At 67.2% G+C, this 22446-nt stretch carries 22 protein-coding genes and 1 pseudogene; 8 read left to right on the top strand and 15 right to left on the bottom strand.

What is annotated here, in order from left to right; all coding sequences use genetic code 11:
- Positions 1-167: 167 nt before the first annotated feature.
- A complete protein-coding gene (gene dinB, locus NS4_RS06380) occupies positions 168-1457 on the bottom strand; it encodes a DNA polymerase IV (RefSeq protein WP_084486915.1) in 1290 nt (429 codons plus the stop codon).
- A gap of 447 nt (positions 1458-1904) precedes the next feature.
- Here dinB and NS4_RS06375 point away from each other — a divergent pair, with 447 nt between their 5' ends.
- Positions 1905-2858, top strand: coding sequence for an oxygenase MpaB family protein (locus NS4_RS06375; RefSeq protein ID WP_063058554.1), 954 nt, complete (start codon positions 1905-1907; stop codon positions 2856-2858).
- A gap of 151 nt (positions 2859-3009) precedes the next feature.
- Here NS4_RS06375 and NS4_RS06370 read toward each other — a convergent pair whose 3' ends face one another.
- Positions 3010-3591 carry an Rv1733c family protein gene (locus NS4_RS06370; RefSeq protein ID WP_063058553.1) on the bottom strand — a complete coding sequence of 194 codons (582 nt, stop codon included), beginning with the start codon at positions 3589-3591 and terminating at the stop codon, positions 3010-3012.
- A gap of 433 nt (positions 3592-4024) precedes the next feature.
- On the opposite strand from NS4_RS06370, the gene NS4_RS06365 reads away from it, so the two are divergent.
- Positions 4025-5077 (top strand): alpha/beta hydrolase, encoded by a 1053-nt coding sequence (locus tag NS4_RS06365; protein ID WP_063058552.1) that lies wholly within the window; start codon positions 4025-4027, stop codon positions 5075-5077.
- 209 nt (positions 5078-5286) lie between these two features.
- Here NS4_RS06365 and NS4_RS06360 read toward each other — a convergent pair whose 3' ends face one another.
- The 8 genes from NS4_RS06360 to NS4_RS32595 form a co-directional block, all read right to left on the bottom strand.
- On the bottom strand, positions 5287-6567 hold the full coding sequence (locus NS4_RS06360; RefSeq protein ID WP_169811734.1) for an amidohydrolase family protein: 1281 nt from the start codon (positions 6565-6567) through the stop codon (positions 5287-5289).
- A gap of 95 nt (positions 6568-6662) precedes the next feature.
- Positions 6663-7478 carry an energy-coupling factor transporter transmembrane component T family protein gene (locus tag NS4_RS06355; protein ID WP_063058551.1) on the bottom strand — a complete coding sequence of 272 codons (816 nt, stop codon included), beginning with the start codon at positions 7476-7478 and terminating at the stop codon, positions 6663-6665.
- Positions 7478-8038 carry an ECF transporter S component gene (locus NS4_RS06350; RefSeq protein WP_169811733.1) on the bottom strand — a complete coding sequence of 187 codons (561 nt, stop codon included), beginning with the start codon at positions 8036-8038 and terminating at the stop codon, positions 7478-7480. Before NS4_RS06350 ends, NS4_RS06355 begins: the two co-directional genes overlap by 1 nt.
- The gene (locus NS4_RS06345) at positions 8025-9731 is read right to left on the bottom strand and encodes an ABC transporter ATP-binding protein (RefSeq protein ID WP_063058549.1); all 1707 of its coding nucleotides are present in this window, start codon (positions 9729-9731) and stop codon (positions 8025-8027) included. The genes NS4_RS06350 and NS4_RS06345 overlap by 14 nt, the downstream gene beginning before the upstream one ends.
- The gene (locus NS4_RS06340; protein ID WP_063058548.1) at positions 9728-10945 is read right to left on the bottom strand and encodes an adenosylhomocysteinase; all 1218 of its coding nucleotides are present in this window, start codon (positions 10943-10945) and stop codon (positions 9728-9730) included. Before NS4_RS06340 ends, NS4_RS06345 begins: the two co-directional genes overlap by 4 nt.
- Positions 10942-11715 carry a hypothetical protein gene (locus NS4_RS06335; protein ID WP_063058547.1) on the bottom strand — a complete coding sequence of 258 codons (774 nt, stop codon included), beginning with the start codon at positions 11713-11715 and terminating at the stop codon, positions 10942-10944. The genes NS4_RS06340 and NS4_RS06335 overlap by 4 nt, the downstream gene beginning before the upstream one ends.
- A gap of 116 nt (positions 11716-11831) precedes the next feature.
- Positions 11832-12311: a hypothetical protein gene (locus NS4_RS06330; RefSeq protein ID WP_063058664.1), complete on the bottom strand. Its 480-nt coding sequence runs from the start codon at positions 12309-12311 to the stop codon at positions 11832-11834.
- 140 nt (positions 12312-12451) lie between these two features.
- Entirely contained in the window at positions 12452-12607 is a 156-nt protein-coding gene (locus NS4_RS32595) for a hypothetical protein (protein ID WP_169811732.1), read from the bottom strand.
- A 980-nt stretch (positions 12608-13587) separates the two neighbouring features.
- On the opposite strand from NS4_RS32595, the pseudogene NS4_RS06325 reads away from it, so the two are divergent.
- The 5 genes and pseudogenes from NS4_RS06325 (at position 13588) to NS4_RS06305 (ending at position 18328) form a co-directional block, all read left to right on the top strand.
- Positions 13588-14822, top strand: a pseudogene (locus tag NS4_RS06325) (ABC transporter substrate-binding protein).
- Positions 14819-15619 carry an ABC transporter ATP-binding protein gene (locus tag NS4_RS06320; RefSeq protein ID WP_063058546.1) on the top strand — a complete coding sequence of 267 codons (801 nt, stop codon included), beginning with the start codon at positions 14819-14821 and terminating at the stop codon, positions 15617-15619. The pseudogene NS4_RS06325 and the gene NS4_RS06320 overlap by 4 nt, the downstream one beginning before the upstream one ends.
- The gene (locus NS4_RS06315) at positions 15616-16323 is read left to right on the top strand and encodes an ABC transporter ATP-binding protein (protein WP_063058545.1); all 708 of its coding nucleotides are present in this window, start codon (positions 15616-15618) and stop codon (positions 16321-16323) included. Before NS4_RS06320 ends, NS4_RS06315 begins: the two co-directional genes overlap by 4 nt.
- 17 nt (positions 16324-16340) lie before the next feature.
- Positions 16341-17225, top strand: coding sequence for a branched-chain amino acid ABC transporter permease (locus NS4_RS06310; protein WP_063058663.1), 885 nt, complete (start codon positions 16341-16343; stop codon positions 17223-17225).
- Complete coding sequence (locus NS4_RS06305) at positions 17222-18328, top strand: branched-chain amino acid ABC transporter permease (RefSeq protein ID WP_084486911.1); 1107 nt, start codon at positions 17222-17224, stop codon at positions 18326-18328. Before NS4_RS06310 ends, NS4_RS06305 begins: the two co-directional genes overlap by 4 nt.
- A gap of 134 nt (positions 18329-18462) precedes the next feature.
- On the opposite strand, the gene NS4_RS06300 is transcribed toward NS4_RS06305, so the two are convergent.
- Positions 18463-19845 carry a lipase family protein gene (locus tag NS4_RS06300; RefSeq protein ID WP_084486909.1) on the bottom strand — a complete coding sequence of 461 codons (1383 nt, stop codon included), beginning with the start codon at positions 19843-19845 and terminating at the stop codon, positions 18463-18465.
- A 359-nt stretch (positions 19846-20204) separates the two neighbouring features.
- Here NS4_RS06300 and NS4_RS31285 point away from each other — a divergent pair, with 359 nt between their 5' ends.
- Positions 20205-20417 carry a hypothetical protein gene (locus NS4_RS31285; protein ID WP_245665126.1) on the top strand — a complete coding sequence of 71 codons (213 nt, stop codon included), beginning with the start codon at positions 20205-20207 and terminating at the stop codon, positions 20415-20417.
- A 105-nt stretch (positions 20418-20522) separates the two neighbouring features.
- On the opposite strand, the gene NS4_RS06290 is transcribed toward NS4_RS31285, so the two are convergent.
- The 4 genes from NS4_RS06290 to NS4_RS06275 form a co-directional block, all read right to left on the bottom strand.
- Positions 20523-20864, bottom strand: a complete 342-nt coding sequence (locus NS4_RS06290; protein ID WP_063058544.1) for an ArsR/SmtB family transcription factor — start codon at positions 20862-20864, stop codon at positions 20523-20525.
- Positions 20854-21285, bottom strand: coding sequence for an SRPBCC domain-containing protein (locus NS4_RS06285; protein ID WP_063058543.1), 432 nt, complete (start codon positions 21283-21285; stop codon positions 20854-20856). The genes NS4_RS06290 and NS4_RS06285 overlap by 11 nt, the downstream gene beginning before the upstream one ends.
- Positions 21286-21474: 189 nt before the next feature.
- Entirely contained in the window at positions 21475-21999 is a 525-nt protein-coding gene (locus NS4_RS06280) for a hypothetical protein (protein ID WP_063058542.1), read from the bottom strand.
- On the bottom strand, positions 21996-22421 hold the full coding sequence (locus NS4_RS06275) for a hypothetical protein (RefSeq protein ID WP_218020311.1): 426 nt from the start codon (positions 22419-22421) through the stop codon (positions 21996-21998). The genes NS4_RS06280 and NS4_RS06275 overlap by 4 nt, the downstream gene beginning before the upstream one ends.
- Between the last annotated feature and the right edge of the window lie 25 nt (positions 22422-22446).

The following is a 22446-nucleotide window of genomic DNA, read 5'->3' as shown; positions in this document are numbered from 1 at the left end:
CCCGCTGCTCTCGGCCAGGCGCGAATTGCAGTGGTGTCGCGTCGGGCCGACCGACGATCTCCTGGACCATGGAGCAGTGCGCGGTCGCGACCGGATCGGCGTGGCGCAGGTCTACCACCGAGGCCAGGCGAGCCGGCCGTCTCGTCGGCGTATCGGCTACGCACGGATCAGTCCGGGAGTAAGGGCACCGACAGACCTTCACCGTGCCGCAGCAGCGCGGCGCGGGTGATCGCCCCGGAGCCGAACCGGGTGCGCAGGGCGTCCAGGGTCGTGTCCAGCGCCGGGGTGGGCCCGTCGCCGAACGGCAGGATGAGCTGCCTTGGGTCGGCGTTCTCCAGATTCGTCAACGCCAGCCCGATCAGGGTGAGGCCGCGTGCGGTGATCAGCGGCATCGCCTCCGCCAGCAGGCCCCGGGCGGCCCGCAGGATCGTCCCGGTGTGGTCGGTGGCCGCAGGCAGGGTGTGCGACCGGGTGGCGCGGGTGAAGTCGTCGAAACGCAGGCGCAGCACCACGGTGCGGCAGCACCGTTGGGCGGCCCGTAACCGGCGGCCGAGCCGGTCGGTGAGGCCGTGTAGATATGCCTCGATCTCCGCGGGTGGGTACGGTCGGCGGCCCAGTGCGCGCTGCGCGCCGAGGGACCGTCGCCGCCGCCCCGTCTCCACCCGGCGTGGGTCGCGGGCCCAGGAGAGGGCGTGCAGATGCCGGGCCGCGGCCGTGCCGACGATCGGCCGCAGCCCCGCTTCGCCCAGCTCGGCCAACTGCCCGATCCGCTCGATACCGTGCGCATGCAGGGCGCGTTCGGTCACCGGGCCCACGCCCCACAGCCGGTGTACCGGCAACGGATGCAGGAACCCGAGCTCGTCGGCCGGCTCCACCCGCAGCAACCCTTCCGGTTTCGCGACCGCGCTGGCCACCTTGGCCAGGAATTTCGTCCCCGCGATACCGACCGAGATCGGCAGGCCGACCTCCCGCCGCACCCGTTCCCGCAGGTCTGTGGCGATGGCCCGCGGTTCGCCCGCGATGCGCCGCAGTCCCGCGACATCGAGAAATGCCTCGTCGATCGATATCCCCTCCACGATCGGGGTGATATCGGCGAAGATTTCGAACACCGACCGGCTGGCTTCGGCATAGACCGGCATCCGCGGCGGGACCACCGTCGCGTCCGGGCACAGACTCAACGCCTTGCCGATGTTCATCGGCGTCCGGACACCCACGGCCTTGGCCTCGTAGCTGGCGGCCAGTACGACGCCGCCGCCCACCAGGACCGGCCTGCCGCGCAGCCGCGGTTGATCCCGCTGCTCCACCGAGGCGTAGAAGGAATCCAGGTCCGCGTGCAGGATCGAGGCGTGATCCCGGGCGGGGATCCGCGGCTGCCGAGTGGGCCGTGGGGGCGCCGCGTTCCCCGCCGGGCCCTCATGCCTCCCTGCGTCGGGGAGGTCCCGGTCGCCTTCGAACATATGTTCACACTAACAGGGTGGCCGTTCGACTCGCGAAACGGGCGACAACACCGCGAGAACAGGAATTAGTTGCCGGCGCCACCGGTTCGCGACGGGCCGGTATGCCGAAACCTCACCGCCGATGCCCGAAACCATCTATGGCTCGGCAGATCACTGGGCTCACCGAGAACGGATTGGACAATGCTGTCGCTCGCCGTGACGAGGTGAGCGGCTGCGTTCTGTATACCCAGACTGTGTAGCCGGTTTGGTTCCAGGAGTTCGGTCCACGCACTTGTCGGTGGGTTGGTTCGGCCGTCGAGCTGAAATTTCCGGTTCCGTCCACCCACTGTTTCGCCACCGGATCCGGGCGTTCTCGGGCGGCCGCAGGCGTAGTGCTGTGAGAATTGCGGTGTTAAAATCGAGCGGAAAATCATTTCTTCTTCCTGTCCGAGGTGACGAGGTGACGAAATGACGACCCACGCGACTTCGCGCCCCGACGAGTCCGCTGATTCTCATATCCGGTCCGAAGTGCTGCAAGAGTTCCGCAAGCATTCCGGCAGTGTCCTGGCCGGCGCCTTTGCCGGCGCCGCGTTCGACGAGGTGGCGCTGGTCCCGGTCGCCGCCGCGGTGGACCGGACCGGCCGGTTCGATGAGAATTTCACTGATCGCACTGCCCGCGGTGGCGCGTCCTCGATGATCGCGCTATGGGGTGATTCCGACGACCGCCGGGCCGAATCCGAATGGCTGAAATTGCGGCATCGTGATGTGCACGGTGCCGGTTCGGCAAAATTCGGCGGGGTGGAATACAGTGCGCTGAGCCCGTATACCTGGAAGTGGGTCGCGCTCAGTGGAGTATTCATGGTGCTCAATACCTTCACCTACTGCACCGGCACGGAGATGCGTCCGGATGAGGAAGAAGCCGCCTACCAGATGCTACGCGGGACCTTCGCGGACCTCGAATTGCCCAGCGCGGCCGGTAAGTTCCCGGCGGATCTGGCCGCGGCACGCGAGTACTACGACACCATGGCGACCGGGGAACTGGCCGAGAACCCGTTTATCGTAGAGAAATTCGCCGGCCTCACCAAGTTACCGTTGCCGACATTGAGATTATCGCGGCGGGCTCGCCGAATCTTGACTCCGCTATGGCTGGTGATCCGTCCGGTGGTCGGGCATGTGATCCAGGTGTGTTCGCTGAAGGCCATGCATCCGGCGGTGCAGGAACTGACCGGTTTCGATTTGAAGCCGCGGCACGAACGGGAGTTCGCGGTCTATGTGCGGCTGCTGCAGTGGGCATGGCGCCACCTGCCCGACCGGCTGCTGTTACAACCGCTGGCCTACAACCGGTTCCAGTACGAGAAGCTCATACACGACTTGCGTGGGTTCAAGCTGGAGTCGTTCGCGGTTCCCGAATGCCGGCGCTGAACGGGCGGGGCGAGGTCGTGCCCACGGGCATCGCCGCGGTGCCGGTGACGCGCCCCTGATATGGCCGGCCGCCGTCGCTGACGCGCTTTCTCTCCGCGTCGCGGACTACTGTCCCCGTGTGCGCCAGGGCGTCGGTATGGTGCTACGTAATTCAGAACCCGGCGTGGAGTCGAGCCCACTCGATATCCCACTGCTCCATTCGACGTAACCGGAGTCGCTGGGCGGTCGCGACTGTCGGAAGGCAGCAGAGCAGAACCGGCGCACTCCAGGCGAACAGTCCGACGAGGGCCGAGTCGAACAGGACCGACGAATCGTTCGGAGGTGCCGTGGTGTGCCTACCGTCGCGCTCCACCCAGATCTCGACGATTTCACCTCGGCGATAACCGGCCGGGGCGTACACATCGCCGGTGTGCTGTGCGCCCGCGGCGAACCAGGTGGCCGGGGTCGTGGGGTACAGATCGTATTCGCTGGGGGTGGGCGCGGAGTCTCGGAGCGTCGCGGGCACGCGGTGCCGTTCGGCCGCCGCTGCGGCAGCCGACTCGCTCAGGACTCGATGGGTGTGGATTCCGACCGCTGCCGCTATCGGGATCGACGATCCGGCGACGAGGAGCACGCCGCATACGAGCCAGGCGAGGAGCCGGTCCTCGCGGCGTAGCAGCGGGCTGTGGCGCCACGGACGCAGGTTCCACAGCCGTGTCGCGGCGGTGGGGTATCCGATCGGTGGGGGGATCATTTGTTCTGTCCGGGAGAGGAATCGGGTCGTATCGCTTCCTTCCGATCATCTCAGGCTCTCTGCGGAATACCGGTGTCGGGCGCCTGTGATACACCTCATGGATCGCCGCTCGCCGCGAACCGCATCGCTCGCCGATGCCGCACTCGGAGTCGCCCCGGCGGGCGGATCGTCTCACCGTCGATACCCGCGTGGTCGCCGGTCGAGTAGCCCGGCAGCGGCATCGCCGTGGCCGGGTGCCGTGGCGCCGGGCCGGCTTCACGTGGCCGGGATCATGGGAACGGTTCGCCTCGGTACGCGGGTCCACCACTGGTTCTTCGGCGCCGGATCGGCCGGGAATGGTTGCCCCACAGCGGCGTCGGGTAGATTGCCAATCCCGACCGGCGCACCGTCTGTCGTGAGTCGAGACCTGGGGTTCGATGTGAGACGCCGACGTATGAGGCCCGCACTGCTCATCGCTGTTGCCGCTGCGCTGTTCGCCGCGTCCGTCACGGTGTTCGGCGCCGGGAACGGCTCCGCCGACAGTGGTGATCCGATCGTCGACTCCGAACAGCTGCTCGCCGAACCGGTCTCGCCGAACGGCTCGCGAATCGTCGCGAGCAGAGTCGATGGCCGCAGCCTGACCATGCTGGTCCACTCCGCGGCGATGGACGAGAACATCACCGTCCGGGTGCAGCGTCCCCGCGACGCCTCACAACCCCGGCCGGTGCTCTACCTCGTCAACGGGGCGGGCGGTGGTACCGATGCGGCGACCTGGTGGGCCAATACCGATGTCGGCGATTTCCTGGCCACCAAGGACGTCAATGTCGTGATGCCGGTCGGTGGCGCGTTCGCCTACTACACCGACTGGAAACGCGACGATCCGGTGCTCGGCCGCAACAAATGGCGCACCTTCTTCCTCGAGGAGCTGCCGCCCCTGGTCGACGGAGCACTGGGCACCAACGGGATCAATGCCATCGCCGCGAACTCGATGACCGCCACCGCGATTCTGCAGATGGCCGAGGCCGCGCCCGGCTTCTACCGGAGCGTCGCCGGGTACAGCGGATGCGCCCAGATCGCGGACCCCATCGGGCGCCAGTTCACCAAACTGGTCGTCGAACTCTACGGTGGCGGCGATGTCCGCAATATGTACGGCGAAGACGACGATCCGGCGTGGGTCGCCAACGATCCGGTGGTGAACGCCGAGGCGCTGCGCGGTACGAGGTTGTTCGTGTCGACCGGCAACGGGCTGCCCGGGCAGTGGGACACCGTCGACGGCGACTACGCGCTGCCGGGCCCCCAGGGCTTGGCCAATCAGCTCCTGGTCGGCGGCGTCATCGAGGCCGCCACCGGTTGGTGCACCCGCAATCTCCAGGACCGGCTCGTTCGGCTCGGGATCCCGGCCACCTTCGACTACGCGCCGTCGGGCACGCACTCCTGGGGTTACTGGCGTGACGCGTTCTATCGGTCCTGGCCGCTCCTCGCCGCGGGGCTCGGGATACCCGCATAGGACGCGCTGTACAGCCCGCGCCACGCAGTGACGGCAGGCCGCGCACACCACCGGGACAGCCCCGCTGCTACCGCGGGCCTGGCGACCGGCCGCGCCGGCCGGCACGACACCCGACCTCTGACGGGGACGCCACCGGGCACTCCGGTGCGAGAAGCGGTTCGAGCCCGAACGGACCCGCACCGATCCGACGGCTGTACCGACATACCGCGTCAGCGGACGCGATCGGTATGGGCAACCGCGTTCAGCGAATCGGGCGTGCCGGCACCGGCGGCCGTCGCTGTAGCGGTTCGACGCCGCGCGCGCCGGAACCGTATTTCGCCGGCCACTATCGTCGCCGCGGTCATACCGCCGCCGCCCTCGACGATCGCGGCGCATATGTCGTGTGCTCGTGCCGCATCGACGTCGATCACCGCCAGATCGGCCGACCGTCCCGGCTCCAGCCTGCCGATACGGTCGGCCAGTCCCATGGCCTCGGCGCCACCCGCGGTCACGGCGTGGAACAGCCGGCAATGTAGATCACGCTGGTGATAGCCCTGGCGACGGGCGATCCGGTACAACTCCGCGGTATCGGCCAGGACATCCAGCGAGGGGCTGGACGACAGGGAGTCCGTGCCGACAGCGATGTGGTTCCCCTCGCGGAGGTAGTCGGCCACCGGGGCGTCGTCGAGGCCGAGTACCGCATTCGAGCGAGGGCACAGGGCAACGACCGTTCCTGTGCTGCGCAGGATTTCGCGATCGTCACCGTCGACGTAGACGCCGTGCGCGATATGCGTGAACGAATCCAGCGCGCCGGCCGACGCGGCGTAGGCGATCGGACTCGTCCCGGCCCCGCCTTGGCGGAGTAGCGAGAAATCGCCATATCCGCGGTTACGCCAGAAGTCGGCCAACGGCCCCGCTGCCCGGACCACGTACTCGTATTCGGCAGGTGATTCGGCCAGATGGATATGACTGCGCTGGCGCCGGGCGCGCGAGAGCGCACTCACCTCGGCGAGTACCCGGCCGTCCAGCGAATACGGCGCGTGCGGCGAGAGTCCGACAGCGCCGTGGCTGCTCGCGGCCGCGCTGTCGAGAATCTCGACCGTTCGTTGCCGGCCGCGATCGATCCAATCGGTGTAGCGCATGCCGATCACCTCCCAGAAGGCGATACCGTGCAGGCCGCCCGCCCAGAGCACGTCGAGGGCCTCGACGTGGGTGACCACATCGCCGACCGCTGTGGTGCCGGCGCGTAGTACCGCGTCCAGGCCGCGCTCCGCGGACTGCCGCCATTCACTTCGGTTCGCGTAGTCGGCGGCGAAAACCTTCGACCAGGCCTCGAAACTGGGGTAGGAACGGGTGCCCAGACCCGACATATCGGTGTACTGCAGATGGGTGTGGGCGTTCACGAGCCCCGGAATAAGTGCTCCGGACCATTCGACGACAGTGCATCCGGCACTCAGATCCCGACGCACATCGTCGAGCCGGCCCACCTGCACGATATTCCCGTGAGCCACCGCAACGGCCCCGTGGCGGAATGCGAGATCGCTTCCGGCGAGAACCCACGGGGCGGTATGTATCGTCGGTTCCGCGGCACCCGTTGCGGCCGGTGTCACCACAACCACAGCCCCGGCATGGCTCCGCTGATATTCGCCGCCGTGGCGGCGGCCGCTACAGCGACGAATATCGCCAGCACAGTTCGGTCGGCGGTGTCGAACCGGAGGGCACGGAGCCAGGTCCGCCGACCGTTGGCGAACCCGCGTAGCTCCAGGGCGTCGGCGACGTCCTCGGCGTCGACGAACGCACCCACGGTCACTGGAACGATCAACGGCTGGAGCCGACGGATCCGCCGGATCGGATTGCGGGTCGGCGCGGGTTCGTAGCCGCGTAACCGCTGCGCGGCGATTGTTTCCCGCAGATTGGCGGAGGTGGTCGGAAGAAAGCGGAACGTCAGGTCGATCGCGTAGGCGAAGCGGGCGGGGACGCCCAGCCGGGCGAAAGCGACCGAGAGGTCTCCCGGCCGCACGGCGAAAGCCAGTGGGAAACCGGTCATCGCGATCGCCAGGAAGCGTGTCGCCATATTGAGCGTGTACGAGATGGACGCCGTCGAAATACTCACGTCGATGACCGGTATCTGGAACAGTTCGGTCGATGTGTGATCGTATTTTCTGGCGCCGACGATGATGCCGTTGATACTCGCGAAGATCAATACGAAAAAGCCGACGAAGAACCAATTGGAACGGACGGCATGAAAGGGTATCCGGGCGGACGCGTAGAAGACGAACGCGAGGACCGCCGCCGCTGCCATGAGCCGGAAATCCCGGATCTGTGTCACGAGGACAACGGTGAGGGCGGGAACGACGATCAGGACCCGCGGGTCCCTGCGGCCGAGAAAAGAATTTCCGGCGAGATAACGAACAGCCTCCACTATCGCCCCGCACGGTTCGCCAGCGGCTGCCACGCCCGGTCCAGCACGGGCACCAGGAGCAGGGACACCGTAGCCGTCGTGGCGACGGCCGGGAGGTAGGCACCGGTGAACCAGTAGACGAAAGTATGTCCGAGGAGAACCTCGGTGATGGTGAACGCCAGACCGGCCGCTACCGCGACGAAGGTCAGTCCCGCCAGGCGAACGGCCTGGAGCGATTTGCCTTTCGCCGCGGGGAGGTAGTGGGAGAGCAGGCTCGCGATCACACCTATCAGGCCGTTGGCCAGGCTCCAGTTCCAGAAGGTCAGAAAACCGAATCCTTGGATCTGATCGGTGATCGCGGTTCCCACCACACCGGTGAAGAAACCGGCAACCGGCCCGAACCTGATACCGACGAAGGGCACGAGAGCCAGCGCCGGGCGGATGGCGACATTCGCCGTGCCCGGCAGGATGAAGCTGAATATCCCGAGCGCACCGTAGAGTGCCGCGCCGACCGCTCCGAACACCACGGTTCGAGAATCGACATGCCAGGGCCGGGTGATCACATCTCTAACCGCGGTCATGCGCGGTGCTCCTCTTCGTCTGTGCGGAACTTCCCGCGGGAATGGTTTCTTCTGCCGAACGAGCCGAGCCGAGTTCTCGGGCGAGGATGTTCGGGGGCGGAATCGGACCCGGTGCCGAACGAGAGCTACGCGCGGCCCGGACATAATCGGTTTCGCGGAGTACCGCGCGCTCGGTGGCGGGGCTACCGCTGTGCCACAGCGACGTGTCGTGAACGATTTCGTACGGAGTACCGTCGGCGAGGATCCGGCCGCCCGCGACGACGAGCAGTCGGTCCGAGCGCCACAGGGCGAGGTCTATGTCGTGGGTGATCAGATAGATGCTGTCCACATCGGGCAGGGTCGAAATGGCATCGAGAAAGCGGGCCGCCGAGCGCAGGTCCTGTCCCGCGGTGGGTTCGTCGAGTATCAGGGTGCGGGGACGCAGGGTCAGTGCCAGGGCGAGCGCGAGTCTGCGTTGCTGACCGAACGACAGCGTTCGCGGAGGTCTGTTCAGAATGTCGGGCTCATCGGCCAGACCGACCATTTCCAGCACTTGCCCCGAGATCTTCTCTATTTCCCCGGCCTCCACACCCAGGTTTCGGGGGCCGAAGGCCAGTTCGTCGGCGACGGTGGCGGCGAAGAAGGCCAGCGCGGGATTCTGGAACAGGTATCCGCTCGCGGCGGCCAGCTGTGTTGCCGGGTAGCTGTCGACGGGGCGGCCGTCCAATTCCACGGCACCGGCCGATACCTCCACCAACCCCACCGCGGCGCGCAGCAGCGTCGATTTTCCCGCGCCGTTGTGCCCCAGGACGGCGATACGCTCCCCGGCCGCCAGATCGGCGGTGACGCCGTCGAAAACAGCGGTGGTCCCGTAACCCAACCGGGCGTTCGTGTACCGCACGCGCGACTCGCCGGTGGGTCGCCGGCCCGGCCGGTGCTGGGGGCCGAGGGCGTCGGCGCGCGCGATCAGGGTTTCGAACGGTAACCGCACCACCTCGGGATCGGCTGTGCGCAGAAATCCCGGGACGTCGCCGGAGTAGGTGATCCGGCCGCGATCGAGAAACACCACGCGATCCGGTTCCACCGGGAGAACCTCGTCCACCCGGTGTTCGATCACCACACCGGCGCCACCGCGATCGACATACTCGCGCAGGGCACGCAGGACCTGTACTGCCGCATCGGGGTCCAGATTGGCCAGCGGCTCGTCCACGATGATGACGCGCGGCTCCAGTACGAGAATGCCGGCGAACGCGACAAGTTGCAGTTGGCCGCCGGATAATTCGTGTGTTCCCGCGGCGAGCAGCTCCGCGGACAAACCGAGTGTTTCCGCGACCCGTTGTACGCGTGCTCGTATCTCGCCCGGATCCAGCCGGCGGTTCTCCGGCCCGAAAGCGATATCGGCGGTCACCGAATGGCCCACCACCTGTTTCGCCGGATCCTGGAGTACCGTGCCCACGGTTTCGGAGATCTGCCCGACGCTCAGCGTCGAGGCGGGCGTACCGGCCACGGTGACCGCACCGGTGACCTCGGCGTTGTAGGCACGGGGGACCAAACCGTTGATCACGCGCATCAAGGTGCTCTTGCCGCATCCGGACGGGCCGGTGATCAAGACCAACTCGCCCGGATCGATCCGGAAACTCACTCCGTACAGCGCGGGTACCGCGGACGAGGAGTATGTGACGGTGACATCGTCGAGAGCGATCAGCGCGGTCATCGAACCGCCTCCTCGGTGTCTATCCGGACCCCCGCGCCGCGGAGCTTGGCGTGGGCCACCCGGGCATCGACCGAGGCCGGGAGCGCATGGACCTCGGCGGCGAGTCCGCCGCCTTCGATGGCCAGGTATTCGACCGCCAGTAACTGGACACCGAACGAGAGATCCATTATCTCGATCGGATTGCCCTCACCCGCCGTGCAGTTGATGCAACCACCGTTGTCGAGGACGAGGACGGTGCGTCCGTTGGGCAGGGATACTTCATCGATGCGATCGCCGGTGCGCCGCGTCGACGCCCCCGCCTCGAATGCGGCCTCGAGGGCTATTTCCTGGTCGACACCGCCGGCCACCGCGACCGCCGCGCCATCCGGGAGCGCCGAGAGATGCTCGACATCCACGGTATGGGCGAAGCCGGTCGCGGAGATCAGTATGTCGGCGTCGGCCGCGGCCTCCACAAGCGGCGCGACCCGATAGCCGGCGTGCAGCGCCTCGAGTGCCCGGATCGGGTCGATCTCGGCCACGGTGGTCCGCGCGCCGAGGGCGCGCGCCGAACGCGCCACACCGCGTCCCACGTAGCCGTAGCCCGCAACAACGACCGATTTTCCGGTCAGCACCGTGCCTAGGAGATCGGCGATGGTGAGAACTGTCGACTGCCCGGTGCCGTGATCGTTGTCGAACAGGGTTTTGCTGCGTGCGTCATTGGCCGCGACCACCGGAAACCGCAACCGTCCCGCTTCGGCCATCGCTCGCAGGGGGCGCAGACCACTGGTTGTCTCTTCGGACGCGCCACGGAGGGCCGCGAGGACATCGTCGGATGCCGAATGCGCCAGGCGGATCGAGCGCGCGCCGTCGTCGACGAGTATGTGCTGGCGGCGCTCGAGGAACTCGGTCCGGAGGAGCTGCTCGGTCGCGGCGGATGCGTCGGATCGAGCGAAAACGGCGATACCCGCCCGGTCCAGGGCGGCTGCCACATCGTCACGAGTGTTCACCGCGCGACACACCACCGACACATCGGCGCCGGCCTCGGCCAACCGCACTGCCAGGTTGGCGGTTTTGGGTTCCAGGACCAGCGATAACCCCACCCGTAGCCCGGCGAGGGTCCGTGCGCGAAGGAGTTCGTCGGCGAGAGTTTCGGTCACCGGCATGAACCGACGTGCCCAGTCGATCTTCTCTTGCCCGTGCCGCCACGCACCGGGCGTCTGTACGGCCGAGTTCATGCCAGCAACACCTCCGCCAAGGCGACGTCGGCGTCGCCCGGCTCCAGGGCGGACCGTAATACCGCGTAGAGAGCCCTGATATCCGCGCCGACACTGCCCAGGGCGGCGGGCGACGGCCGCGGCACCACGAAGATGGGCCGCGCCCCGGATAATTCGGTCAGACCCCGCACCGTACCGACCGTTTCACCGACAGCGGTGTAACCGTCCGTAGGCCCCGGAGCGGTGGCATCGACGGCCACGAGCGGTCGTTGCGTCGGCGTGATCGCCTCTCGAACCAACGGGGGGTGATTTCGTCCGGTGGCCAGGACGATATCGATACCGCTCGAGACGATTTCCCCGTCCGTGACGGTCCATACCGGAACGCCGTGACGGCCCGCGATATCGATCAGTCCGACGGGGTCCTGGGCAGCGACTTCGAGCCGACCGCCGAAGCGCGCGATCGCACTCGCCAGCGCATCGGCGAGAGTGCCGGTACCCAGCAGCAGAATGCGGGTGCCGGGCAGCAGTAGGTTCGTCTCCCGGGCAAGGGAACTCAGTATCAGATCGGCCCAGGCCCACGTTTCGAACCGGCCGAGCACCACAGAGAAAGCGAAGATCTCGTTCCCGACGGGAAACTCCTCCGTATGTCCGGGTGCGGTCGGCGCACCCGAGTGCGTCAGTTGGGACCACAGCGCCTCGATCGAGGCCGCGGTGGAGGCATCGACCGAGGCAGCGGCGACCGGATATCGCAAACGTTCGGCAAGCTCCTTGCGGTCTGCGAGGCGCGTCACTGCCCGGTGGAGACTTGGGGCACGAAATCGGTTTCCTGGCACAAGGATTCGTTATATCCCTCGGTGAAAACCTGAAGCGATGGTTAAGCTCAGGTTGACCGGAACCGTACGGCCGGTCATTCGTATGCTCGGCGGGCGGCCGCGACGCCGTCGTCGTAGCTGTCGACGACGGTTCCGCTGCCCGGTTCGTATCTCGAGCCGAGACGATCGGGGTCGTAGGTCATGAAGACGACGTCGGGCCGCCCCCCGTTGTACCGGCTGTAGGTGTCGTAATCCCACCCCTCCGGCGCATAGCGGTCGTCCCATGGCAAGCGTGCGACCGGCTTGAAGCCACAAAAGGAGTACAGGTCGGGTAGTACGGTGTCGAAACAGTTGAGGATCCGTCCGCCCAGGGACACGCGAAGGCCCAGCAGAGCGCTCGATACATGTGGGTGTGCACCGTCCTTGTGTGCCCACAGTGACAACAGTTCGTCACCCCGTAGCGCGCCACCGGCCTTCCCGTCGTCGGTGACGAACAGCCGCATATTGCGGTATTCCTCCAGACTGTGCACATTGACCGAGGCGGAATAGCGACTGCTGTCCTTCAGCGCCTGCATCTGACTACGGAAATAATCGGCATCGGCGGGATCCAATTCGTACAGCTTCGGCGTGCTCCGGCCGTGTTCACGAAGAAATGCGGCGTAATCATCCGGGAGGGTGTGTTCCGCAATGGGACGGATCTCGCGGTCGCCGAAATTCAGAACCCGTAGAACTTCGCCATGTGAATCGCCTCGTCCGTCCAGCGCTCCTCGATCAGCCGGCGTTCCGGCTCCGGGAGATCCGGTTTCCAGCCCAGGGTTCTCCAGAACTCCTCGCGCTCCGGTCGCGCCAGTTCCGGAATCGGGTCGTTCATGTGAAATCCCCTTACTCGCGTTCGAGTCCGTATCATCGGCAATATGATTTACCCCGCCGCGGACTTTACCACTGGTGTCCTTTGTCGCTTTGCTCGCGCCCGCTCCGATGCTTCGGGCGGCGTCGACCATTCGCTGGAGTAGCGCCTTACGCAGACCATCAAGAGGGTTGTCCACCTTAGCCTTTCGCTCGCGCCGCCGTCTTCTTCCGACGTTGTGGCGTCCGTTTTCCGGCGCCGCGAGAAGCAGGAACTGCGCAATTCGACGCCGACAGTGCGGGTTTTCGCTCCGTGTCATCGATCGGGGCGCAAGTAGTCAGAAACAGTCTTCGCTGTTACGACATAAAGGCGGCGGGAGCGTCGGGTTCCGCATGGTCGAAGGCAGGCAACAGGTAGTCATTGTTCTTTCTGGGCGCAGGATGGGTTGCTGTCACGTGAATACTGCACGCTCGGGATTTTGCAGTTCGACTTCGTCCCCCGAAACGCAATGATCATCATAGGGTCGAGTCCGGTGTTGGTCGCAGATAACAATCAGTCCGAGCCAAATGGAACATTCTCGGCCCACGCCGCGCGCGGAACTCCGATTCCGTGGGGAATGCGGACGGTCTGCCCGGGAGCGTGCCGACCGGGGAGTGGGCGCCGATGCCGCGGCCGGGCTGGATCTCGGTGCTCTCCGGCGCGGTCGCCGCCGGACCGGCCGTTGAGGGGCGCCATTGTTCTGTTCGGCCTGATAGGTCCGGTGGCGATCGCCCGGGTGGTTGACAGGTCTCGTGTTGCCGGTCACACTTCCACAAGTTGACATGACTGTCACGTCAGAAAACGGAAGTGCCGAGGAGGCAGCATGACCGCATCCGTAACCGATAGGTGCGAACCGGGGATCGATCCGCGCGCCTGATCACGACCCGTTCCGATCCCTCGCCGCCGCAACCCACGCTGCGGCGACCTCTCCTGCTTTCCGCCCCCTTCGCACCCTGGGAACGACCATGAAACGTACTCTCGCCGTGGGCCTGACAGCTCTGTGCGCCACCGCCGCCCTCACCGCCTGCTCGGGTCGCGACACCGCGACCGCGTCGGGCGATTGCGATCCCGGCATCACCGATACCGAGATCAGGTTCGGTACCAGCCTCATGCAATCCGTCGCCGGTGCGCAGGCCACCGCGGCGACCGCGCTGTTCGACGAGATCAACGCCGCGGGCGGAGTCGCGATGGGCGACGGCAAATCCCGCGAGATCGTGTACACCGCGATGGACGACGGCTACGACCCCGCGCGCACCGTCGGCAATGTGCGGTCACTGGTCGAGCAGGACCAGGTGTTCGCCATCCAGAATCTGATCGGTACCGCCTCGACCCTCGCCGTCGTCGATTACCTGACCCAGAAGAACGTGCCGCTGGTGTTCCCGATGACCGGTACCGACGAACTCCTCACCACGCACGACAAGCGCCCCGTCGTCGCCGGAGCGGTGAATCCGCAGACCGGATGGGAGGTCTCGGAACGAGCCCGACAGATCCGGCGCGACCATCCGCAGGCGAAGATCGCGGTGCTCTACCCGAACGACAGCCTCGGTGTCGGGAGCCTCGACGCACTGAAGTCCGCCCTCGAAGTAGTGGGACCCGGATCGTCGCCGAGCAGTCGTACGAGCAGACGACGCCGTCGGTGGACTCGCAGATCGTCAACCTCGCGAGTTCCGGCGCCGACGTCTTCGTCAACTTCGCGACCGCGAGCTTCGTGACCCAGTCGCTGAAGAAGGCGAACGAGCTGAGCTGGAAGCCCGACACCTACATCTACTCGGGCGCGACCGACACCAACTTCGTGCTCGCGCCGGCCGGTCCCGGAGCCGCGGAAGGTATCCACTCCTTCTACTGGATCTACGACGTCAGCAGCACCGAGCACGACGCCCATCCGGGCGTGCAGAACTGGCGCGCGTTCGCCGAGCGCAACGCGGGCAAGGTGAAAACCACCGACACCATCGCGGCCACCGGCTACAACACCGCGCAGCTGCTCGTCACCGCTCTCGAACGAATGAAGGGTTGCACGCGCGCCGACCTCCTCGACGCGGTCGGGAACATGCGGGGTGTCACCACCGACCTGTCCATCGAAGGCGTCACCTTCGACACCACGCCGGACTACCCGTACGTGATCACCTCCATGGCACCGATGACATTCCGCGACGGCAGCTGGCACTACGACGCTGTGGTCACGCGCGGCACCGAGGGATGACGACCGTGCCCGACGCAGCTGCCGCCGGAGCGGTACCCGCACTGCGCGTCGAGGAGGTGCGCCTGCGCTTCGGGGGCGTCGTCGCGCTCGACGGGCCCTCCTTCACGATCGAGCCCGGCCGCATCGTCGGGCTCATCGGCCCCAACGGTGCCGGCAAGACGACACTGTTCAACTGCATCAGCCGGCTCTACCAACCGGATTCGGGACGTATCACCTTCGGCGATACCGATCTGCTGGCCCTGCCCGCGGCCGGGATCGCCGACGCCGGGATCGCGCGCACCTTCCAGAACATCGGGCTGTTCCCGACGATGTCGGTGGTGGAGAACGTGCTCACCGGTGCGTACTCGCGCACCCGGGCCGGGTTCGTCCGCACCGCCCTCGGCCTGCCGGCGACCCGGCGGGAGGAGCGTCGCGAACGCGAACAGGCGTGGTCGCTGCTCGATTCGATGCAACTCGCCCACGTCGGACTGGAGCCGGCGGGAAACCTGCCCTACGGCACCCTCAAACGGATCGAGCTCGCCCGGGCACTGATGCAGCAACCGAGGCTGCTCATGCTCGACGAACCGGCGAACGGGCTCATCCACGAGGAGGTGCTCGAACTCGCCGCCACGGTCCGCGCCCTGTGTGACGAACGGGGATTCTCGGTGCTGCTCGTCGAGCACCACATGGCCATGGTGATGTCGATCTCGGACCGGGTGGTGGTGCTCAACTTCGGTCAGAAGGTCACCGAGGGCGAACCCGCCGAGGTGGCAACGCATCCCGAGGTTGTCGAAGCGTACCTGGGAGGTGCGGCGTGAACCTGCTCGACGTCGAGGGGCTGCATGCTCGCTACGGCAGCGCGGAAGTACTGCACGGCATCGACTTCGCGGTGCCCGCCGGTGAGGTGACGGTGGTGCTCGGCGCGAACGGGGCCGGGAAGACCACGATCTTGCGGTCGATCTGCGCGATGGTGCACACCACCGGGCGGATCGTGTTCGACGGGCGCGATATCTCCGGACTGCGCACGGATCGGATCGCTCGCCTCGGCGTCGCGCACGTGCCGCAGGGACGTGGAACATTCGGCGACCTGACCGTTGAGGAGAACCTGCGGATCGGCGGATACACGACCTCCACCGCGGCCACCGAGCGGGCGATCGATCAGTGGTACGACTTCTTCCCGCGGCTGCGGGAGCGGCGGCGCCGGCCCGCGGCCGGGCTCAGCGGCGGCGAGCAGCAGATGCTCGCCATCGCCCGCGCCCTGGTGGCCGGCCCGCGGCTGCTGCTGCTGGACGAGCCTTCGCTCGGATTGGCGCCCCGCATCACCCAGGAGGTGTTCCGGGCGCTCGCCCGGATCAACGAGGACACCGGCACCACGATTCTCGTCGTCGAGCAGAACGCCCACCTCGCACTCGATATCGGCACGTCGGCGGTACTCGTCGACGCCGGTCGCGTCGTCGCCCAGCGCCCGGCGGAGAGCCTCGCCCGCGACGAATCGGTGCGGCGCGCCTACCTCGGTTATTGACCACAGGAGATCTGTTCATGCAAGTGTTCGCGCAACAAGTGGTGGACGGGCTGACGTGGGGCGCGCTGTACGCCGCGTTCGCGCTCAGCATCGTCCTGGTCTACCGGGCGTCCGGGATCGTCAACTTCGCCCAGGGCGAGATGGCCATGTTCTCGGCGTTCTTCGCGTGGCAGTTCCACCAGTGGGGTGCCCCGCTGTACCTTGCGATTCCGGGTGCGATGGTGGTGGCATTCCTCGCCGGCGCCGCGACCGAGCGAGTGCTGATCCGGCCGCTCGCCGGGTCGCCGGATCATATGCCGCTGGTCATCATCACGCTCGGGCTGATGCTCGTGCTCAACAGTGCCGCCGGCTGGATCTGGGGAGTGCAGAGCAGGGAATTCCCGGCGATGGTGTCGGGGCCGGTGATCACGCTGGGCCCGGTCGTGATGTCCCGGCAGTCCGTGGTGATCGTCGGCGCGGTCGTGGTGATCGCCGCCCTGCTGTTCGTGCTGTTCCAGCGGACGCGGGTGGGGCTGGCCATGCGGGCGGCCGCCGGTAACCCGGACTCCGCGCAATTGATCGGCGTGCCGGTCGGCCGGATGTTGATGATCGGCTGGGGGCTGGCCGCCGCCATCGGCGCGCTCGCCGCGTCCCTGGCGGCGCCGCAGCTGTTCCTGCAGCCGAATATGCTCGTGGCGTCGCTGATCTACTCGCTCGCGGCCGCGGTCCTGGGCGGGCTCGACAGCCCGGTCGGTGCGATCGTCGGTGGCCTGTGCGTGGGGGTGGCCGAAAACCTCGCCGGTACCTATATCTCCTGGATCGGCCACGATTTCAAGCAGGCGGTCGCGCTCGTCCTCATTCTCGGTGTGCTGTTGCTGAAGCCGGAAGGTTTGTTCGGCGTCCGGAAGGTGGCACGGGTATGAGGATCTTCGAGCTACTCCGCCGCCCCCGTGCCGAACTCGACGCGCCGGTGTGGCTCTCGCGCGCGACCATGATCCTGGTCGTGCTCGTCGCCGCGGTGGCGCCGCTGGTGTCCGCGCCGTATGTGAACTTCGATCGCTCGATGGTGCTGGTGTACATCGTCGTCGGGCTCGGACTGAACCTGCTGACCGGCAACACCGGCCAGATCTCCCTGGGCCACGGCTTCTTCTTCGCCCTCGGCGCGTACCTGAGCGCCGTGCTGGTGGAAAACCACCGGGTGCCGTATCTGCTACTGATCCCGATCGCGTTCATGGTCGGCTATGTCGTGGGCTATCTGTTCGGCCTGCCGGCACTGCGGTTGCACGGACTCCAGCTGGCGCTCGCCACACTGGGCCTCGCGCTGGTGACGCCCGCGGTGATCAAGCGGTTCGAACACGTCACCGACGGGCAGGCGGGTATCAACATCTTCGGCGCCGAGGCCCCCGAGTTCACCGGACTGGCCCGGGATCAGTGGGTCTACTATCTCTGCCTGGTCGTGGCGCTCGTCGCGTACCTGGTGGTGCGTCGCCTCGCCGCCGGCCGGATCGGGCGTTCGCTGATCGCGATCCGGGACTACGAAGCGGTCGCCACCACCCTCGGTGTACCCGCGACCCGCACCAAAACAACGATTTTCGCGTTCAGCGCCGCGCTCGCCGGGGTGGGAGGTGTGCTCTACAGCTTCGTGGTCCAGTATGTGGGCCCGGAAGCGTTCGGACTGCCGCTCGCGATCGCCTTCATCACGATGATCGTCGTCGGCGGACTCGGCACGGTGCCCGGTGTGGTGTTCGGCGCCTTCTTCGTCGTGTACGTCCCGCAGTGGACCGCCGACATCAACCAGTCGGCCGCCGGAATCACCTACGGCGTGGCGCTGATCCTGTTCATCTTCGTCCTGCCCTACTGGGTGATCAGCCTCGTGCGGCGGGCACTCGGGCCGGTGGTCGCACGCATCCCGGGCCGCCGGCAGGGCGGCCCGGACACAGCGGGCCCCGCGCGACCGGCCGCCCCGGACGGCCGCATCCGGGTCCACGTCGCGGAATCCGCCGCCCCGGGTCGGCGAACGTCATGAGCGAGCTCGCTTCGTCGGCCGCCCGCTCGGTTCCACGCCCGAATCGGCAGTGGACCGAAATGCGCTGTCGGGAGAGCCGCGCCCGCCACCGGCGCGGCTCTCCCGGGCGAAACACCCTGGCGTCGAGAACTGTTCTAGGTGCACTCGTCCGGTGCGGGCTCGCCGCGTAGACGCGCATCGAGCCAATCGAACGCCCCGGGGAATCCCGTGGTCAGACCGCTCACGTGTTCGCCCGGCTCGCTGCGGAAGACCGCGGGGACACCGCGGTCGCACTGTGTGCGATACAGCTGCCGTGCCCCCTCGAGCGGAATCCAGAGGTCGTGGGCGGCGTGGTAGATGTACAGCGGCACCGCCGACGTCCGGTCGCTGAGATCCGTGCGCGCGAAGATTTCGTCGGCGACGGCGCTGTCGAGCGGGTGGGGGATATTCGCGGCGATTTCGAGCGGTATTCCGACCACACCCAGCGGGCCGAGTGCCTCACCGCACACATTGTTGATCGGCGATGTGGCCACCCACTGGGCCAGATGGTTCATGTTGGCGAGTATCTCGGGGTGCTCGCGGGCGTAGGCGAGTACGACCGCCAGCAGCACCCCGGAGGCGAACTTGCCGTCGAAACTGTTCGCGACGACCCTGTTGTCGGTGACGAGGCCGCCCATCGACGCGCCCACCACCGCATCGGCCAGTTCCGGCGCGTACTCGTCGAGCAGCATGGCCGCCGCGTAGGAGGCGATCGCGCCGCCGGAGTATCCGGTCAGCGCGAACCGGCTGGCACCGAACTCGGATCCGGGCAGCGAGCGCACGGCGCGAATGCTGTCGAGGATGACATGTGCGGCGACATTCGGTTCCGCATAGGCCATGAACGGGCCTTCGTGATCGGGAATCAGCACCGCGTACCCACGGTTCACCGCCGACGCGGTCGTCGGTGTCAGCGCGTCGATGGCACTGCTGCTGGTGCCGTCCTCCCCGTGCGCCATCGCATAGCCGGGCGTACATCGCAGGCCGAGGGAATTGATCGGCTTGTTGTCCACCAGGACCGGCCGGCTGCCGGAACCTGTCCACGCCGCCGCCGGAACCACCAGGGTGGCCGTGCCGAAGGAGGGCGCACCCGCCGCGGCCGTCGATCGGAACTTCAGCAGCACGGCACGGCCCACCGGCGCCTCGATCCGCGGCGCGGCGATCGCGGTGATGTCACGCTGTTCGATCACCGCACCGGCGGCCGGCCGGTCCAATCCGGCCGGCCATGTGTCGAAGATCGGGTCACCCGTCCGCGGAGACTGCACCGCGTGCCACAGTGCTGCCAGTTGCGGCGGCAGATCGCCGATGGGCGGCGGGGGTGCGGCGGGCAGTGCCGGCGGGGGAAGGGCATCGTCGATACCGCGCTGCAGGCCGGAGGGGGCCGGCGGGGTCGGCACCTCCTCGGCGACCGCGGACGGCTGTCCCGCAAGGATCAGGCAGCATGCCGTGGTCACACCCGTCAGCGCCCGCGCGAGACCTGTTCGCGCACGGACCCAATTCATAGAGCTACCTCTCGAGATCGGTGAATATGCCTTCGGGTCATCGCCGTCGAAGACACGCAGAAACCCGCCGTGTGCCCGCAGTTCGTGTCGGTGAAATGCGTTGGTGTGCACGTCGGTCGGGTGACTCGAGGATATATGTTCCGGCTGGTGGCCCCGTCATCGAGCATCAGGTTCGGACTTTTCACCACGGTCTCGCGATGTCGTGTGATCCGCCACAACCACCTCGGTAGGACGGCCGGACCGGTGGGCGGATCAGTCCGGGAGTACTGGCCGGGTCTGTGGAACGGGTGCCAGGAAGCGAGGATCTGCAGGCGCTCGGCCGACGGGGAGCCGGGTTCTGCGGTGTAGATCATGAGGATGTGCCCGGGTTCTGCGGTGATGGCGAGTTCTTCGTAGGCGACGGCGGGCCCGCCCCGGTACGCCGCTTCCTGCCCGATCTGATCGAACTCATCATGCGCGGTGGGATCGACCCCGGCGCGGTGTTCGACCTCCCTCTGCCCCTCGAGGAGGCCGCCGAGGGCTACCGCGCCATGGACCGGTGCCGCGCCACCAAGGTCCTGCTCACCCTCTGACCTGCCATCCGGGCCGGCGTCGTCGCGGCCGCCGGATACGCGACCCGCGATGCGTCTCCGGTGAGCGCGACCTCGGCAGCACAGCCGAAGGCCCCACTGCGTGCGTTACGCATCGTTCCCACTGTCCAGGTGTCTGCGTAATGCGTCGAGTGGGCCGTCCCAGTCCCGCGCCATCGCCGCCAGGAACCGCTGTGCCACTTGCATGGGTGCGGAATCGAGGCGGTACCGGATGCGCCGCCGCTCCCCGGGTTCGGCGATCACCAGGCCCGCATCCGAAAGCAGAGCAAGGTGTTTGGCGATCGCCTGCCGAGTGATGGGCAGTCGGTCGGCGAGATCGGTCGCGGTGGCCGGGCCGCCCGCGGCGAGGGCGGCGAGGATCGATCGCCTGCTCGGGTCGGCGAGTGCGACGAAGACCTGTTCTGCGGTGGTTTCCTGGTCAGGCTGCATCGAGATACTGGACGAGTTCGGCGAGTTCGCTGGTCCAGCCGTCGGTATTGCCACCGAAGGCGATCCGGTGCTCGTCCTCGGGGAGTTGCGCGAAACCTGTCTCCACCACGGTGAGCCGCGTGCCCGAGTCGTCGGGTTCGAGGGTGAACTCGACATAGGTGCGTCGCGGGTCGTCCTCGGGCAATCCGTAGATCTGCCAGGTGAAACCGAAGACGCTCGGCTCCTCCACCCGCTCCACCCGCAGATTCGCGGTGTGCCCACCCTCCCATGTCATCCGCGCCGCGCCACCGGGACGCAGGTCGATCGTCGCCGTGTTGCCGAACCAGGAAGCGAGCCCCTCGGCGGTGGTGATCGCGGCCCAGATCTTGGCGGGCGGGTGTGCGAGTTCGATAGTGCGGACGATCTGATCGGGGAATCCCATGGCGTACTCCTTTATCGCAACCGATTGATTGCCATAGACAGTATTGCAACTAATCGGTTGCGTCAAGAGTGGCGCGGTCTCACGGGGCCATCCAGTACGCGAGGGCGCCCGGGGCTCTCGATACCCCGCCGTGCGCACCGTGCGGAGCCGCCGGACCGCTGCGACCGGCCGGCGGGCGCAGCGGTGTGTTCAGGCGGACACAGTCCCGGCAAGAAGGTGCGCGGTCAGCCGTGCTCGGTAGCATTCCAGCGCGGCGAGTACCGCGAACACCGCCGCCAGCCCGGCCGCGGCGATCCGGAAATACTGACCGACCTCGAATTCGGTTGCGGCCCGTTCGATCTCGGCGAGTGTGTGTTCGTTGCGGCCGTCGAACAGGATTGTGGCGCGGGGCCACAGGTAGCTCACCGAGAGCAGGAACTGGCCACTGACCAGAGCGGCCAGTGAGCAGGCGAGCCACCGGCGGGCGATGCGATACCGGACCGTGACCGCGCCGGCGATCAATGCGGTGCCCAGCATCGCGGCGCCGAGCGGACGCATGACATCACCGACCGCGACGACGCTCATGAATTCCTGGCTCAGCTCGAGCGATGCGGGCACATCACGGAAGATATTGGGATACAGCAACCATGTCTCGGCCGCGGTGGCGGCGAAGACGAAGAACGCGACGACGGCGTAGCCACCGAGAACCACCGCCGCAACAGTGAAGCGCTTCACGGTGTCCCCCCGGTGTTATCGCGGCGGGCTCGCCGGATCATCAGCGCGACCGCGCCGGCGATCAGCCCCCAGACGGCGTTCACGATCAGTATCGGAACGATGGTGAGGGGCCGGGAGAGGGGACCTTCGAGATGGCCGAGCAGGAGTGGGGAGAGGACCGCGCTGAGCACGATGGACAGCACTCCGTAGGTCAACCCGGCGTACAGGAGCGTTGTCAGGGGGTCCCGCACGCGGGTGAGCACGGCGGCGGCTGTCCAGACGACGGTGACGGCGATCGTCGCCGCGATCGGTGCCGCGGGCGAGAGGTCGAGACCGGCCCGGTCTTCGACGATGCGGATCGCGGGACGGACGAGCGCGAAGGCGCCGAGGCCGAGCGCCAGGGGCCAGTCGGCGGTTTTCGGGGAAGCGATACGGGCGTTCACGCCCTCGACGTTATGGATCGCGCCG

Origin of the sequence: Nocardia sienata NBRC 100364 (assembly GCF_001613205.1) — a bacterium.
GTDB lineage: Bacteria > Actinomycetota > Actinomycetes > Mycobacteriales > Mycobacteriaceae > Nocardia > Nocardia sienata.
This window is presented reverse-complemented; position numbering and strand designations above follow the sequence as displayed.